Here is a 15,148-nt window from a genome sequence, read left to right on the forward strand (position 1 = left end):
CCTCAGCCCTCGGCGAGCGCCTTGTCCAGGTTCGCGGCGACCTTGTCGATGAAGCCTTCGGTGGTCAGCCAGCCTTGGCTGTCGCCGACCAGCAGGGCCAGGTCCTTGGTCATCGAGCCGCTCTCCACGGTCGAGACGCAGACCTTCTCCAGCGTCTTGGCGAAGTGGTCGAGCTCGGGGTTGCCGTCCAGCTTGGCGCGGAAGGCCAGGCCTTGGGTCCAGGCGAAGATCGAGGCGATCGAGTTGGTCGAGGTCGATTCGCCCTTCTGGTGCTGGCGATAGTGGCGGGTGACGGTGCCGTGGGCGGCTTCCGCCTCCATGGTCTTGCCGTCCGGGGTCAGCAGCACCGAGGTCATCAGGCCCAGCGAGCCGAAGCCCTGCGCCACCTGGTCGGACTGCACGTCGCCGTCATAGTTCTTGCAGGCCCAGATGAAGCCGCCCGGCCACTTCAGCGCCGAGGCCACCATGTCGTCGATCAGGCGGTGCTCATAGGTGATGCCCGCCTCCTTGTACTTGGCGGCGTAGTCGGTCTCGTAGACATCCATGAAGATGTCCTTGAACCGGCCGTCATAGGCCTTGAGGATGGTGTTCTTGGTCGAGAGATAGACCGGGTACTTGCGTTCCAGGCCATAGGCCAGGGAGGCGTGGGCGAACTCGCGGATCGACTCGTCCAGATTGTACATGGCCATGGCCACGCCGCCGCCCGGATAGTCGAACACCTCGTGCTCGATGACCTGGCCGTCCTCGCCTTCCCATTTGATCGTCATCTTGCCCTTGCCGGGCACGACGAAGTCGGTGGCGCGATACTGGTCGCCGAAGGCGTGGCGGCCGATGATAATCGGCTGCGTCCAGCCGGGGATCAGCCGCGGCACGTTCTTGCAGATGATCGGCTCGCGGAACACCACGCCGCCCAGGATGTTGCGGATCGTGCCGTTCGGCGACTTCCACATCTTCTTGAGCTTGAACTCCTCAACCCGGGCCTCGTCCGGGGTGATGGTCGCGCACTTGATGCCGACGCCGTACTTCTTGATGGCCATGGCCGAGTCGACGGTGACCTTGTCATCGGTCGCGTCGCGGTGCTCGATCCCCAGGTCGTAATAGTCGATGTCGAGGTCGAGATAGGGGAAGATCAGCTTGTCCTTGATCCACTTCCAGATGATGCGGGTCATCTCGTCCCCGTCGATGTCCACGACAGGATTGGCGACTTTGATCTTGGCCATGAGGGGGCAGGCGCTCCGGCGAAAAGGGTAAGGTTGAAGGCCGTATATTCGGCTTCGGCCCTCCGCGCAAAGGCCCTGACCCACGCGAACGCGAGTCTGCGCAAAACTTCGCCGGGCGATCGGTAACCGGTGTCAGATCGCCAAGCCCTAGCGGACGCTACGGCCGGCGGCGGCCACGGCCTTGTCCAGCACAGCCGCCCGCGCGCCCGGGGGCGAAACCGCGCCGGCCAGAAACACGGCGATGGCGTAGCGGCGCCCATCCTTTAGCGTGAGAACGCCTACATCATTGTCGATTCCGGGGGCGCCGGCCGGCGCGCGCAGGGCCGCGCGCTTGTGGGCGTAGCGGGCGCCGGCGGGCAGGCCGGGCACGGCGACCCCAGCCATCGCCCCGGTCAGCCGCGCCGCCCCGGCGTTGGAGATCAGCTCCCCGGCCGTCACCGCCTGCAGGAAGCGGATCATCCCCCGGGGCGTCGCCGTGTCGCGGGGATCGGCCAGATAGGCGGCCATGGCGGCCCGGCGATCCTCGGGCGCCACGCTGGCCTGGGCGGCGGCGTAGGCCGCCTCGCCCTTCCAGCGGGATCGGAAGGAGCCCAGCCCGCTGCGGGCCGGATCGATCTCGCGGCGATAGCGGTCCAGCCGCACCTCCGGTACATGCTTGTCGACCAGCCAGGCGGTCACCGCCCCAGGCCCGCCGACCCGGTGGATCAGCAGGTCGTCGGCCGTGGCGTCCGATCCGCCGACCGCGGCGTCGATCAGGGCGTCGGCGCGATAGTCCGTCTGGCCGGGCCAGGCCTCGGCGATCCGGCTGGGCGGCGGCGACAGATCGACCTCGCGCACCTGCAGAATCTCGCCCGCCGACAGCCGGGCGCCTTCCATCTCGCCGATGGCCGCGGCGGCGAGCGGCAGGGCGGCGATGTCGTCGAGCGGGAACCGGCGCTCGCCGTTGAAGGTCCAGGTCTCGCCGCTGCCCAGGTTCATGATCGCAAACCCCATCACCCCCGGCGCGGCCGCGGCGGCGATCGGCTTGATCTCCCGCTCCAGCCGCGCCGTGTCGAGCGGCGGGCTGTCGCCGGTCGAACGCATCAGCGGCTGCCGGCAGCCGGCGGCGCTGGCGCACAGGACGAGCAGGGCGGTCAGGACGAGGGCGCGGCGCATAGAGTGTGCGGGAGGGTCTATTGGGCGGATGATCGTGGAATGCCGGGCTACCGGCTTCGCGCTCCTCTCCCCCTTGCGGGGAGAGGGTAGGGTGAGGGGGTGTCGGCGCCGATGCTCGCCGATTTCGCTTCGGGATCGCCAATTCGAAAACGCGAGGCTCGGAGCTTGCACCCCCACCCCAACCCCTCCCCGCAAGGGGGAGGGGCATTGGTTGTGTCGGCCCCGGTGTGGGATTGCGGCCCATAGCCGCCAGCCATCAACCATCGCCATATCCGTCAGCCCTGCATCCGGCCGCCCGCCGGCTCCCATGGTGAAGCCTTGAGCCGCGGGTCAGTTCCGCCCGCTGCGGCGACCGCGCCCTTGCCTTCGGGGGCCAGAGGGGCTGAAAAGCGGCCCATGACCGCCGAGCCGCCCTGCATCATCCTCGACAAGCCGCAAATGGCCGCCAACATCGGCGCCGTGGCTCGCGCCATGGCCAATTTCGGCCTGGCCGATCTGCGGCTGGTCAATCCCCGCGACGGCTGGCCCCAGGAGCGGGCCTGGGCCACGGCCTCGGGCGCCGAATGGCCGCTGAACGCCGCCCGCGTCTATGACAGCGTCGAGGCCGCCATCGCCGACCTGCACCTGGTCTATGCGACCACGGCCCGGCCCCGCGAACTTCAGCTGCCGATCCTGACCCCGCGCGCCGCCGCCGCCAACATGCTTCAGGAGTTCGGCGAGGGCCATCGCACCGGTCTCCTGTTCGGCGGCGAGCGGGCCGGGCTGGAGACCGCCGACATCGCACTCTGCCAGGCCGTCGTGACCCTGCCGATCGACCCTCGCTTCCGTTCCCTCAACCTGGCCCAGGCGGTGATCATCCTGGCCTATGAGTGGCGCATGACCCAGGAGACCGGCGCGCCCGCCATCTTCCGCGACGCCCCGCCCCCGGCCGAGGCCGCCGCCATGCTGGGCCTCTATGAGCATTTCGAGCGCGAGCTCGACACCGCAGGCTTCTTCCATCCGCCGGAGAAGAAGCCCTCCATGGTCCAGAATCTGCGCGCCGCCCTGGGCCGCGCCCGCATGTCCGACCAGGAGGTCCGCACCTTTCGGGGCGTGGTCACCGCCCTGTCCCGCGGCCGCGGCCGGGTGCTCGACAAACTCGCCAGGGCCAAGGCCGCCAGCACTCCAGACACCTAGGGCCCCCCAAATCCGCTCATCCCTGCGAAGGCCGGGACCCAGATGGAATGGCGCGGGGGCGGGTTCCAGATGCGCCGCGCGCGTCCAATCAGCCTTCCAGCCTTAGGATCTGGGTCCCGGCCTTCGCCGGGATGAGCGGTTGAGTCATGCATCCCCCCGCTTGCGCAAAGCGCTCAAACCGGCGACACCCGACGCGCCAATAGTTGGGAGATATGGCCATGGCCGGGACCGCTCTGGACGACCTGAAAGCCGCCGCGCGGGAGGCCTATCTGTTCACCCTGCCGCTGGTGGAGATCGCCACCACCCGGGCGCGGGGCCAGGCCGTGGGCTCGCCGATGAACGTCTTCGGCCATATGCGCCGGCTGGCGGACCACAGGGCCCGCGCCGTCACCACCCCCAACAACGACACCTTCTATTCCACCGCCCAGGTCGATCTCAGCGCGGGGCCGGTGACCATCACCCTGCCGGCGACCGGCGATCGTTATTTCTCGCTCGCCCTGATGGACGCCTACACCAACAATTTCGCCATACTGGGCACGCGGACCACCGGGCCGGACGGTGGGACCTTCACCCTGGTCGGCCCGCGCGACGCCGCCGACGGGCCCAATGTCGTGCGCTCGCCCACCAACCACGTCTGGGCGCTCGCCCGCATCCTGGTCGACGGGCCGCATGATGCAGAGGCCGCCAAGGCCGTTCAGCACGGCCTGACCATGCAGGGCCCGGCCGTCGACTTCCCCGGTCCCTTCGCCCATCGCGGCGCGGGCTGGGCGGACTATTTCGACACCGCCGCCCGGCTGATGGCGCTCAACCCGCCGCTCTACACCGACCGGGCGATCCTCGCCGTCATGGCCCCGCTCGGCCTCGACGCCTTCGATCCCACGCGCTTCGACCCCGAGGAGGTCGCCGCCATCGAGGCCGGCCTCGCCGAGGGCAAGTCGGTCTCGCGCCGCAACGGCCTGGGCGGCAACAGCTTCATCAACGGCTGGTCCTATCCGTCCTCGCGGCTGGGCGTTTTCGACCAGGACTATGCGTTGCGCGCCGCCGTCGCCCTGTCGGGCCTGGCCGCCCTGCCGCCGGCCGAGGCCATGTACATGCGCGCCGAGGGCCATCTGCCCCACGCCCTCTATGACGGGACCCGCGCCTGGCGCCTGCATTTCCCCGCCGACCAGCCCCTGCCGGTCCATTCCTTCTGGTCGCTCAGCCTTTATGAGGCGACCGAGGACGGCCAGTTCTTCTTCACCGACAATCCCCTGAACCGCTACGCCATCGGCGACCGCACCGAGGGGCTGGCGACCAACGCCGACGGCTCGCTCGACATCTGGATCGGCCACGCCGATCCCGGGGGCGCGCGCACCGCCAACTGGCTGCCGGCCCGGCCGGGCCCTTCGCGCTGTTCATGCGCGCCTATCTGCCCAAGCCCGAGTTGCTGGACGGCGCCTATCGCCTGCCGCCGGTGACCGAGGCCTGATCCCGGACGATCCGAAGAACCCCAAGGGAGGGGACCATGAACCGACGTGACCTGATGGCGGTGCTGGCGGCGATCGCTGCGACCCCGGCCGCCCGCGCCTTCGCCGCCGAGGGCGATCTCGCCGCCGCCGCCCGCGAGGCCTGGCTCTACGCCCTGCCGCTGATCGAGATGGCCCAGGCCCGCCAGCGCATGCTGCACGCCACCGGCGCCGACGCCCAGACCGCCGGCATCAACCGCTTCGGTCATGCCCGCAAGCTGGCGACCCCCGCCAACCGCTGGATCACCACCCCCAACAACGACACGCTCTATTCCAGCGCCTGGGTCGACCTGACCAAGGGCCCGGTCACCCTGACCCTTCCCGCCACGGGCAAGCGCTACCTCTCGGTGGCGGTGATGGACATGTACACCGACAATGACGTGGTGCTGGGCACGCGCACGATCGGCGGCGGGGGCGGGACCTTCACCCTGGTCGGTCCGGGCCAGACGGGATCGGGCGCCGATGTCGTCCGCGTCTCCACCCCCCACGCCTGGCTGCTCGCCCGCACCCTGGTCGACGGCGACGCCGACCTCGCCGCCGCCCATGCGGTGCAGGACGGCCTGGTCCTAAAAGGTCCCGCCGGCGCCGAGCCCGGCCCCTATGGGACCCGCCAGGCGCCCTGGGACGCCTATTTCGCCAGCGCCGCCAGGCTGCTCGCCTCCGATCCGCCGCGGGCCGAGGATGCGGGCCTGTTCCGCCAGGTCGCCGCGCTCGGCCTCACGCCCAAGGGCGGCTTCGATCCCAAGCGCTTCGACGCCGCCGCCATCGCCCAGATCCAGGCCGGCGTCGCCCAGGCCTCCATGGGCCTCGTGGCCTTCACCAAGCGCATGGCCTTCGTCCAGGGCTGGAGCTATCCGCGCGCCAACCTCGGGAACTACGGCCAGGACTATCATTTCCGCGCCTTGGTCGCCCTGGCCGGCCTCGCGGCCCTGCCGGTGACCGAGGCCATGTATCTCCGCGCCCAGGGCGACGACGGGGCGATCTTCACCGGCGACGGGCCCTATCGCCTGTCGGTCCCGGCCCAGATGCCGGTCGACGCCTTCTGGTCGCTCACCATGTATGAGGCGACCGCCGACGGTCAGTTCTTCCTGACCGACAACCCGATCTCCCGCTACGCCATCGGCGACCGCACCCCGGGCCTGAAGCGCAACGCCGACGGGTCCTTCGACATCTGGATCGGCCGCGCCGATCCGGGCGGCGAGCGCACCGCCAACTGGCTGCCGGCCCCCGCCAAGGGGCCCTTCGCCATGACCTTGCGGGCCTATCTGCCCCGGCAGGAGCTGCTCGACGGCCGCTTCCGCATGCCCGCCGTGGTCAAGGTCTGAGCCGCCGGAGTTGACTCTCCGGGGCCTTGCCGCCATACACCGCCCCTTCGCGCCGCCGGGTCCGCCTGTCGGTCCGCGAACCTATGACGGGTGATGCGACGCCGCCGTTGAAATCGCGCCTCCACTGACGGAGACGCCGGCCTGCATCGAGCTTGAGAAGAGACGAACATGTCTAAGCGGCATTCCGCGAAGTATAAAATCGACCGCCGGATGGGCGAAAACATCTGGGGTCGCCCGAAGTCCCCGATCAACCAGCGCGCCTACGGCCCCGGCCAGCATGGTCAGCGCCGCAAGCAGAAGGTCTCCGACTTCGGCCTGCAGCTGCGCGCCAAGCAAAAGCTGAAGGGCTACTACGGCAACCTCACCGAAAAGCAGTTCGCGCGCACCTATGACGAAGCCGCGCGCCGCAAGGGCAACACGGCCGAGACCCTGATCGCCCTGCTGGAAGCCCGTCTGGACGCGGTGGTCTATCGCGCCAAGTTCGTGCCGACCGTCTTCGCCGCCCGCCAGTTCGTCAACCACGGCCACGTCCTGGTGAACGGCAAGCGCGTCAACATCGCCTCCTATCGCGTGAAGGTCGGCGACATCGTCTCCGTCCGTGAGCGCTCCAAGAACATGGCCCTGGTGCTCGAGGCTCTGCAGTCCTCCGAGCGCGACTGGCCGGACTACGTGGAAGTCGACGCCAAGGCGATGACCGCGAAGTTCATCCGCGCCCCGGAACTGGCCGAAGTGCCGTATCCGGTGAAGATGGAACCGAACCTGGTCGTGGAATTCTACGCCTCCTAAGGCGCCGAAACCCAAAGCCGATACAAAGAAGGCCCCGGAGCGATCCGGGGCCTTTTGCTTGAGCGCTATCGGGGCGATCAGGCCGCCGCGGCGGCGATTCGGGCGTTCCAGCGCGGCACATTCACCCCGAAGACCAGCAGCCACAGGCACATGGCGCTCTCGCCGACCAGCGGCACGATCAATATGCCGGGCGAGATGATCCGGGCGACCACCGGTGCGAACAGGGTGGCGAAGCAGACGATCAGATAGGCGACGCCGGCCAGCTGCATCAGCACCCCGATCGTGCGGGGCAGAAAGCCCGAGCGGAACACCAGCCAGCCATTCACCAGGCAGGCGCAGCCGAAGAACACCAGCGACACATGGAAGGTCGCGAAGTGCAGGGCCATGGCCAGGCGCACGAAGATCTCCTGGTCGGCCAGGGGCAGGGGGTGGATGAACCCGCCGCCGCCGACCGCCGGGGCCACGATCAGCAGGAACACCTTGCTCGCCGACTCGATGGCCAGCGACACGATGTTGAAGGCCAGGAACAGGAGCGCCGCGCCGCGCCCGACCGGCCGCAGCAGCTGGTACTCGATCCAAAGCTGGATCGTGCCGATGATCGGGATGATCAGTCCGCCGGCCACGCCCAGGTTCCACAGCGTCATGGAGGCGGAGATGTTGCGCGCCGTGGCCGCCGGATCACCGGGGACGACGACGGCGTCCATCGCCGTCATCTGGGAGAAAATCCCCAGGACGATGATGCTGAGATAGATGGCCCCGGCCGTGCGGGCATAGGCCTGGGGGGAGGTCTCGATGGTCTTGCCGGCCATGGCCTGGGGTCCTCGGATTGCGGTGAGTTGTTCGTATTTCATATGTCAGAAAATACTTACATATGTATCCGAGTCAATCACCCTCCCCATCGGCGCGCGAATTGGGGCTCGCCATCAGCCTCCGCCTATGGCGAACTGGCCCCATGCACCGCCGTTTCCTGCTGATCGCGAGCCTGGGCCTTCTGGCCGGCTGCGCCACGACCGCCCCGCCCGTCGTCGCCCCGGCGGGGTCGGCCCTGAACGAGCTGGAGCCGCTCTATTCGGCCAGCGCCGGGCGCGAGGCGCTGACCATCCGCGTCGCCTCCAACGGCTGCACCAAGAAGGAGGACTTCGCCTTCTTCCTCGAGAAGAAGGGGGAGGCGGTGACCCTCGCCTTCGGCCGCAAGCGCCTGGACCCGTGCAAGTCCTTCGCCATGGGCCACACGGACCTGACCTTCACCTATGCCGAACTCGGCGTCGCCCCCCGCACCCCGCTCTTCCTGCTGAACCCGTTCTATCCCTGGACCGGGCCGGGCAGCTGAGAGCGCTCCTCCCCCCCTTGGGGGAGGTGGCCCAAGGGGCCGGAGGGGGCCGCCCTCGAAGGGGGCGGTTCCGGTCGATCGGTTGTATCCGGCCCTGCGGGCCGGCCCCCTCAGGCGCTTCGCGCCAGCTCCCCCAGAGGGGGAGCAACCTACCTAGACGAACCGCGCCACAATCTCCGCCGGCACCCTGCGCGGCCGGCCGTTGGCCTGTTCGATCAGGCACCAGGTGGTCTTGGCCTGGGCGCACATGGCGCCGTCGGGGCCGTCGATGCGGACATAGCGGTCGAAGCGCGGGCCGTCCGGGGCCGTCGCCACCCAGGTCCGGGCTTGGGCCGTCTCGCCCGGCATCAGGGCGCGGCGATAGTCCACCTCATGGCGCAGGCAGATCCACGCCCAGCGGGCGCGGTCCTCCTCGGGCTGGCGGCTATCCCAATGGGCGATGGCGATCTGCTGGACCCAGTCCATATAGACCACGTTGTTCACATGCCCGTTGGCGTCGATATCCGACGCGGTGGGCGTGAAGCTCATGGCGAAGACCTGCTGGCCCTGCGGCGGTTCAAGCAGCTTCGTCATCGCCGGCGCGCGGGGGTTCAGGCCGCCAGCACGCCCTGTTCGATCAGGTGCGGCTTCAGCTCGCCCGACTGGAACATCTCGCGGATGATGTCGGCGCCGCCGACGAACTCGCCCTTCACATAGAGCTGCGGGATGGTCGGCCAGTCGGTGAAGCTCTTGATCCCGTCGCGCAGGGCGTCGTCCTGCAGCACGTCGACGCCGACGAAGTCGACGCCCAGATGGTCGAGGATCTGGACCACCAGTCCGGAGAAGCCGCAGCGCGGCTGTTCGGGCACACCCTTCATGAACAGCACCACGGGATTCTCGGCCACGGTCTTGCCGATGAAGTCATGGACGGGATTGGCGGCGGTGATGTCGGTCATCGTGCGGGTCTTTCGACGAGGGTCTTGGCCAGACAGCTAGGGAGCCTGGGCCCCCGGGTCAAGCGCGGGCGACGATCAGGCGCGCCGGCGGCCGTCCGCATCGGTGCTGAACCGGGCCATCTCGATCTGGGCCGCCACCCCGGTGGGCAGGTCGCGGTCGGTCACGGCGGCCAGCCGGTCGATGGTGTCGGCGCGGAACGCCTCCAGCTGCACGCTGGCGAAGGAGGGCTCGGTCAGCACATAGGCCAGGCACAGCTCTTCCGACGACCAGCCCGAGGTTTCATGCAGGAAGGCGTAGGTGCCGGCCCCGGCCAGGGGATTGTCGTTGCGCTTGAACAGCCCGCCCTTCTGCGGCTGGCTGGTCGGCAGCCTGAGCGCCGAGGGGAAGGGGTCGGTGGCCACGATGGTCATGTTCGCCGCCGAGGCCTCGCGGATTCGGCGGCGCGCCTGCCAGTCGGAGGTCAGGTTGAACGGGGTGGCCAGCACGTCGAAATCGCCGGTGGCGATGCAGGCCTGGGTCGCGGCGCCGTCGCCGGTCACCCCCAGCTGCAGCACCAGGCCAGCCGCGCGCAGGTCGGCGATATAGCCCAGCGCATCGGGCTCCAGGCTCTCATAGGCCGCGTCGTCCAGCATCAGGAGATCGAAATAGCCGGCGCCGGTCTTCTGCAGCCCGGCCTTGACGCTGTTCGACACCGCCTCGGCGGTCAGCGGCCGGTGCGGGTCGCCGCGCAGCCGCCAGGACAGGAAGATCAGCCGCCGCTCGACCGCGCGCAGGGCCTCGCCGACCCCCAGCGCCATGACGTCCAGCCCGGCGGTGACCTCGAAGCTGTTGATCCCGCTCTCCATCGCCGAGAAGGCGAGCGCCCGCCACGCCTGGGGCGTGGCCATGTTGGGCGCCTCCCGCATCAGCAGGCTGACGGCGGAGACCGCTTTTCCTGTGGCGCCGAAGGGACGGTAGCGCATCTGACGAGCCTTAAGCCGGGGCCTGGGTTTCGAGGGCGAGCGCATGCAGTTCGCCGCCCACCTTGCCCTTGAGCGCGGCGTAGACGAGCTGGTGCTGGCGGACGCGGGACAGGCCGGCGAAGGCGCTCGACACGATCCTGGCCCGATAATGGTCATTGTCGCCGGCAAGATCGTCGATACGGATCTCGGCGTCAGGGAACGCCGCCTTCAATTCGGCTTCCAGGTCGGCGATGGGCATGGGCATGAGTAAGGCTCCACTCAAGTGAATCTTTCTGGGCTAGAAAGCTTAACAACCGCCATATGGGAGTGTTCGTTCATGATGCGCAGCCTGACGGCGATCCTTTTGGCGCTCAGCCTCTCGGCCTGCGCGGCGGTCACCTCCGAACGGCCGCTGTTCGCCGCCGCCGACACCCGCGGCGCGCCGGTTCCCCGGCCGGGCCTGTGGATCATGCCCAGCGCCGGCTGCCGCTTCAGCCCCAGGGCCTCCGCCGCCAGCTGGCCCGACTGCGCCAACGGCGCCCTCGTCACGCCTTCGACGATCACCGGCGGCCGCAGGGACGCCACGGGCGCCTTCACCGAGGCGCTCAGCTATCAGCTGGCGGCGGGCGATCCGGCGGTGATGGAGCTCTTCACCCCGGCCAGCCGCGACCCCTCTGATCCGGCCATTCTCTATGTGGGGGTCCGCCCCCTCGCCGCCGACGCCGATGGCCAGATCACCCAGGCCCGCGTCTGGATGGCGCTCTGCGCGCCGCCGGCCATCGCCAGCGCGCCCTCCAACGCCAAGGTCGTCAAGCTGCCGCCCGGCCTGACCCCGGTCCAGGGTAAGGCCTATTGCCTGGCCAGGACCCAGGCCGTCGTCCGCGCCGCCATCGCCCGCAGCGAGACCTGGGCCTTCCAGGGCAAACCCGACGACTACGGCCTCATCGCCCGCTGGGTCCGCGACGGGGAGAAATAGGGGCCGCCCGCGCGAGCGGCCCCTCAACCTCAATCAATGATCGACGAATAGACGATGCTCTTCAGCTGGCCGCGGAAGTTGAACGTCCCCGACGGCATCAGCTGGGTCATGAACACCAGATAGAGGTCTTCCTTCGGGTCGACCCAGAAGATGGTCGAGGCCGCGCCGCCCCAGTAATAGTCGCCGACGCCCAGCGACCCGGTCTCCACCTGGCCCATGGTCGAGGCGAAGCCCAGGCCGAAGCCCACGCCCTCATTTGCGGTTTCCGAGAACGAGCCCAGCGCCGACTGGGTCAGGTCCTTGCCGCCCGCCAGATGGTTCATGTGCATCATCTCAAGCGTGCGCGGGCCCAGGATGCGGTGGCCGTCCAGCTCCCCGCCCCGGCGCAGCATGTCGCAGAACCGGCCATAGTCGGCGATGGTCCCGGTCAGGCCGCCGCCGCCCGACTTGAAGCCCGGCTCGGACATGAAGGCGCTGGTCGCCGGATCGTCGATCAGCTTCAGCTTCTTGTCGGCCCCGCGCTGATAGTTGGCGCAGAAGCGGTCGGCCTTGTCCGGCGCGACGAAGAAGGCGGTGTCGGTCATGCCGAGCGGCTGGAAGATTTCCTCGGACAGGAACTGGGCGAAGGGCTTGCCGGAGATCACCTCGACCAGGGCGCCGCAGACGTCGGTGGCCAGCGAATACATCCACTGCTCGCCGGGGTGATAGCGCAGCGGCACCTGGGAGAGCTTGTCCAGGAACTCCGTCATGGTGTCCTGGCTGCCCGCGCTGCGGATCTTCAAGGACCGATAGATGTGGTCGATGGGGTGCTGCACGCCCACGCCCGGCAGGCCGCCGCCATAGGTCAGGCCGGCGGTGTGGCAGAGCACGTCGCGGAAGGTCACGGCGCGGCGCGGCGCTTCGGTGACCATGTCGTCGCCTTCGCCCGAGACCCACACCCGGTGGTTCTTCCAGGACGGCACATAGCGGCTGACCGGGTCGTTGAGCTGGAAATAGCCCTTTTCATACAACATCATCAGCGCGACCGAGGTGATCGGCTTGGTCATCGAATAGATGCGGAAGATGGCGTCGTCGGCCATCGCCTTGCCGCGCTCGAGGTCCATGCTGCCGAAGGATTTCAGATAGGCCTGATGGCCGCGCCGGGCGACCAGCACCTGGCAGCCGGCGATCTTCTGCGGGCCGATATAATTGCGCTCGAGGTGCTCGCCGATGCGCTCAAGGCGCGAGGCGTCGAGGCCGGTCCATTGGGATTGGGCGTCCATTGAAAAAAGTCTCCCTAAAAATGGCGGTTGTTCTAATTGGCGGGCATCATGCCCGCCGAAGACGGCTGAAGCCAAGAAAAACCATGCCGTAGGGAGAGCCCGGTTTGCCCCGTTCCGATCTCGAGGAGATCCTCGACCCCGATCTGCCGATCTGCGACCCGCACCACCACCTTTGGGACTTCCCGACCAGCCGCTATCTGCTGGACGAGCTGCTCGCGGACATGACCAGCGGCCACAGGGTCGAGAGCACGGTCTTCGTCGAATGCACGGCCTTCTACCGCGCCGAGGGGCCCGAGCCTTTCCGCTTCGTGGGCGAGACCGAGTTCGTCAACGGCGTGGCCGCCATGTCCGCCTCCGACCGCTATGGGAAGGTCCGCGCCTGCGAGGCCATCGTGGGCCGCGCCGACCTGGCCGGACCTGACGTCGGCGCCGTCCTGGCCGCCCACGTGCGCGCGGGCGGCGACCGCTTCCGGGGCGTCCGCGCCGCCGGCGCCTGGGACCCGAGCCCGGAGATCGAGGCCGCCCACACCCGCCCGCCCCAGGGCCTCTACGCCAGTCCCGCGTTCCGCGCCGGCTACGCCCAGCTGAAGGACCACAATCTCAGCTTCGAGGCCTGGCAGTTCCACCCCCAGATCCCGGAGGTGACCGCTCTGGCCCGCGCCTTCCCGGAGACCACCATCGTGCTGGACCATGTCGGCGGCATCCTCGGCATCGGCCCCTATGCCGGGCGCCGCGACGAGGAGTTCGCCCGCTGGAAGCGCGACATCCTGGAGATCGCCAAGGAACCGAACGTGGTGGTCAAGCTGGGCGGACTCGGCATGGCGATCTGCGGCTTCGGCTTCCACAAGCGCGAGGTGCTGCCGAGCTCCATCGAACTGGCCGACGCCTGGCGGCCCTATATCGAGACCTGCATCGAGGCCTTTGGGCCCAGCCGGGGGATGTTCGAATCCAACTTCCCCGTCGACCGCGTCTCGTGCAGTTACGCCAATCTCTGGAACGCGCTGAAGCGCATCGCCTCGGGCGCCTCGGCGGCCGACAAGGCGCTGCTGTTCCGCGACACCGCGCGCCGGGTCTACCGGCTGGATGAAGGACGCCCCGCATGAACCCGCTGCTGATCGAACTGGGCGAGGCCGTGGGCCAGGCCCTCAAGGCCCGCGGCGAGACCGTGGCCGTGGCCGAGAGCTCCTCCGGCGGCCTGGTCTCCGCCGCCCTGCTGAGCGTCGGCGGGGCTTCCGCCTATTATCTCGGCGGCGGGGTGGTTTACACCGCCAAGGCCCGCTTCAGCCTCTTGGAGATCCCGCGCGAGGCGATCCCCGCCGGCATGCGCTCGGCCAGCGAGCCCTACGCCCTGCTCCTGGCCCGCACCGTGCGCGAACGCTTCGGCGCCACCTGGGGCGTCTCGGAAACCGGCGCCGCCGGCCCGACCGGAAACCCCTATGGCGACGCCGCCGGCCACACCTGCGTGGCCATCTCCGGCCCCGTCGAATTCGCCGCCACCATCGAGACCGGCTCCCCCGACCGCCTCGCCAACATGGACGCCTTCGCCGCCGCCGCCCTCGACCTCCTCAAGCGCGCCACGGCGTCCATCTAAACCCCGCTCATCCCCGCGAAGGCGGGGACCCAATCCGAGCCCGCCACCCCATCTCCTTGGGGCCGATATCCCGCATGGATCCCCGCCTGCGCGGGGATGAGCGGGTGAAGGGGCGCAGCCCTAAGCCACCCCCTCCGCCAGCGCCTTCCGCGGCGAGCCCGCGAAAACGCTCGGCTTCAGCCAGCGGCCCAGATTGCGCACCAGGGCCGGGTCGCCTTCGACGATCAGGTCGCCGGCCTCGATCGCCGACCTCTGGCCGCGATCGCCCATGAAGACGTCGTGCATCGTGCGCAGCGTGCTCTGCAGATAGACGTTCACGTCGCGGCCCGGATCGACCACGCACAGCTCGACCCGCTCGCCCGTCACCAGCAGCCAGAAATCCTGCTGGTCGACGAGGTCGGTGAACCGGAAGCGGATCAGGGTCTCGCGGCCTGGCAGCTGGTCGGTCTGGATGCTGCGCTCCAGGAACAGGAGCAGCAGGTCCACGTCGAGGTCGGCGTCCAGGATCGTCTCCCGCGCCCAGAGCATCCCCCATTCCCCGATGGCGATCAGCACCGGCAGCAGGGCCTGGCAGGCCTCGGTGGGGAAATATTCCGCCTGCCGCGCGCCGGACCCCCGCCGGCGCACCACCAGCCCATGGGCCTCCAGGGCGCGCAGCCTCTGGGCCAGCAGGGCGGGCGAAATGCTCCCCAGCCCGCGCTGCAGCTCCCCGAACCGCCGGGCGCCCATCAACAGCTCGCGCACGATCAGGGTGGTCCAGCGCTCGCCGAGAATCTCGGTGGCCTTGGCGATGGGGCAGAACTGTCCGTAGCGCATGCGGGGTCTCCTGGCCGTCAGCTAACCCCCCGCCCATGCCCCTGTGAACTTCAGAATCTGTAGGGGATCGCTTCAGATCGCGAACTGTCCGCGGCCCGCCCCCTGCGCCAAGACACCCGCCGGCCAAAT

17 protein-coding genes are annotated in these 15,148 nt (G+C 69.1%); 8 read left to right on the forward strand and 9 right to left on the reverse strand.

What is annotated here, in order from left to right; all coding sequences use genetic code 11:
• Positions 1-2: 2 nt before the first annotated feature.
• Both MQH10_RS07405 and MQH10_RS07410 read right to left on the reverse strand, forming a co-directional pair.
• Positions 3-1,220: an NADP-dependent isocitrate dehydrogenase gene (locus MQH10_RS07405; RefSeq protein WP_242563430.1), complete on the reverse strand. Its 1,218-nt coding sequence runs from the start codon at positions 1,218-1,220 to the stop codon at positions 3-5.
• Between the two features lie 147 nt (positions 1,221-1,367).
• Entirely contained in the window at positions 1,368-2,375 is a 1,008-nt protein-coding gene (locus MQH10_RS07410; protein WP_242563431.1) for a serine hydrolase, read from the reverse strand.
• Positions 2,376-2,771: 396 nt separating this feature from the next.
• Between MQH10_RS07410 and MQH10_RS07415 the strand changes: the two genes are divergently transcribed.
• From MQH10_RS07415 to rpsD, 4 genes are all read left to right on the forward strand, one after another.
• Positions 2,772-3,551, forward strand: a complete 780-nt coding sequence (locus MQH10_RS07415; RefSeq protein ID WP_242563432.1) for an RNA methyltransferase — start codon at positions 2,772-2,774, stop codon at positions 3,549-3,551.
• 218 nt (positions 3,552-3,769) lie between these two features.
• Positions 3,770-5,008: a DUF1254 domain-containing protein gene (locus tag MQH10_RS07420; RefSeq protein WP_242563433.1), complete on the forward strand. Its 1,239-nt coding sequence runs from the start codon at positions 3,770-3,772 to the stop codon at positions 5,006-5,008.
• A 47-nt stretch (positions 5,009-5,055) separates the two neighbouring features.
• Positions 5,056-6,381, forward strand: coding sequence for a DUF1254 domain-containing protein (locus MQH10_RS07425; protein WP_242563434.1), 1,326 nt, complete (start codon positions 5,056-5,058; stop codon positions 6,379-6,381).
• Positions 6,382-6,549: 168 nt separating this feature from the next.
• The gene (rpsD, locus tag MQH10_RS07430) at positions 6,550-7,167 is read left to right on the forward strand and encodes a 30S ribosomal protein S4 (protein WP_242563435.1); all 618 of its coding nucleotides are present in this window, start codon (positions 6,550-6,552) and stop codon (positions 7,165-7,167) included.
• Between the two features lie 77 nt (positions 7,168-7,244).
• Here the strand turns inward: rpsD and MQH10_RS07435 are convergent, their stop codons facing one another.
• Entirely contained in the window at positions 7,245-7,976 is a 732-nt protein-coding gene (locus MQH10_RS07435) for a DUF4386 domain-containing protein (RefSeq protein WP_242563436.1), read from the reverse strand.
• Positions 7,977-8,119: 143 nt separating this feature from the next.
• On the opposite strand from MQH10_RS07435, the gene MQH10_RS07440 reads away from it, so the two are divergent.
• Complete coding sequence (locus MQH10_RS07440; protein ID WP_242563437.1) at positions 8,120-8,497, forward strand: hypothetical protein; 378 nt, start codon at positions 8,120-8,122, stop codon at positions 8,495-8,497.
• Between the two features lie 153 nt (positions 8,498-8,650).
• On the opposite strand, the gene MQH10_RS07445 is transcribed toward MQH10_RS07440, so the two are convergent.
• The 4 genes from MQH10_RS07445 to MQH10_RS07460 form a co-directional block, all read right to left on the reverse strand.
• Positions 8,651-9,070, reverse strand: coding sequence for an acyl-CoA thioesterase (locus tag MQH10_RS07445; RefSeq protein WP_242563438.1), 420 nt, complete (start codon positions 9,068-9,070; stop codon positions 8,651-8,653).
• A 17-nt stretch (positions 9,071-9,087) separates the two neighbouring features.
• Positions 9,088-9,432: a Grx4 family monothiol glutaredoxin gene (grxD, locus tag MQH10_RS07450; protein ID WP_242563439.1), complete on the reverse strand. Its 345-nt coding sequence runs from the start codon at positions 9,430-9,432 to the stop codon at positions 9,088-9,090.
• Between the two features lie 75 nt (positions 9,433-9,507).
• Complete coding sequence (locus MQH10_RS07455) at positions 9,508-10,395, reverse strand: aldo/keto reductase (RefSeq protein ID WP_242563440.1); 888 nt, start codon at positions 10,393-10,395, stop codon at positions 9,508-9,510.
• Between the two features lie 10 nt (positions 10,396-10,405).
• Entirely contained in the window at positions 10,406-10,639 is a 234-nt protein-coding gene (locus MQH10_RS07460) for a BolA/IbaG family iron-sulfur metabolism protein (RefSeq protein ID WP_242563441.1), read from the reverse strand.
• A gap of 72 nt (positions 10,640-10,711) precedes the next feature.
• On the opposite strand from MQH10_RS07460, the gene MQH10_RS07465 reads away from it, so the two are divergent.
• Positions 10,712-11,350, forward strand: a complete 639-nt coding sequence (locus tag MQH10_RS07465; RefSeq protein WP_242563442.1) for a hypothetical protein — start codon at positions 10,712-10,714, stop codon at positions 11,348-11,350.
• Positions 11,351-11,379: 29 nt separating this feature from the next.
• On the opposite strand, the gene MQH10_RS07470 is transcribed toward MQH10_RS07465, so the two are convergent.
• A complete protein-coding gene (locus tag MQH10_RS07470) occupies positions 11,380-12,612 on the reverse strand; it encodes a serine hydrolase domain-containing protein (RefSeq protein WP_242563443.1) in 1,233 nt (410 codons plus the stop codon).
• Between the two features lie 104 nt (positions 12,613-12,716).
• On the opposite strand from MQH10_RS07470, the gene MQH10_RS07475 reads away from it, so the two are divergent.
• Positions 12,717-13,715, forward strand: a complete 999-nt coding sequence (locus MQH10_RS07475; protein ID WP_242563444.1) for an amidohydrolase family protein — start codon at positions 12,717-12,719, stop codon at positions 13,713-13,715.
• Positions 13,712-14,203 carry a CinA family protein gene (locus MQH10_RS07480; protein WP_242563445.1) on the forward strand — a complete coding sequence of 164 codons (492 nt, stop codon included), beginning with the start codon at positions 13,712-13,714 and terminating at the stop codon, positions 14,201-14,203. Before MQH10_RS07475 ends, MQH10_RS07480 begins: the two co-directional genes overlap by 4 nt.
• A gap of 120 nt (positions 14,204-14,323) precedes the next feature.
• Here MQH10_RS07480 and MQH10_RS07485 read toward each other — a convergent pair whose 3' ends face one another.
• Complete coding sequence (locus tag MQH10_RS07485) at positions 14,324-15,019, reverse strand: winged helix-turn-helix transcriptional regulator (protein WP_242563446.1); 696 nt, start codon at positions 15,017-15,019, stop codon at positions 14,324-14,326.
• Between the last annotated feature and the right edge of the window lie 129 nt (positions 15,020-15,148).

Source organism: Phenylobacterium aquaticum (genome assembly GCF_022695515.1).
GTDB classification, from domain to species: Bacteria; Pseudomonadota; Alphaproteobacteria; order Caulobacterales; family Caulobacteraceae; genus Phenylobacterium; species Phenylobacterium aquaticum.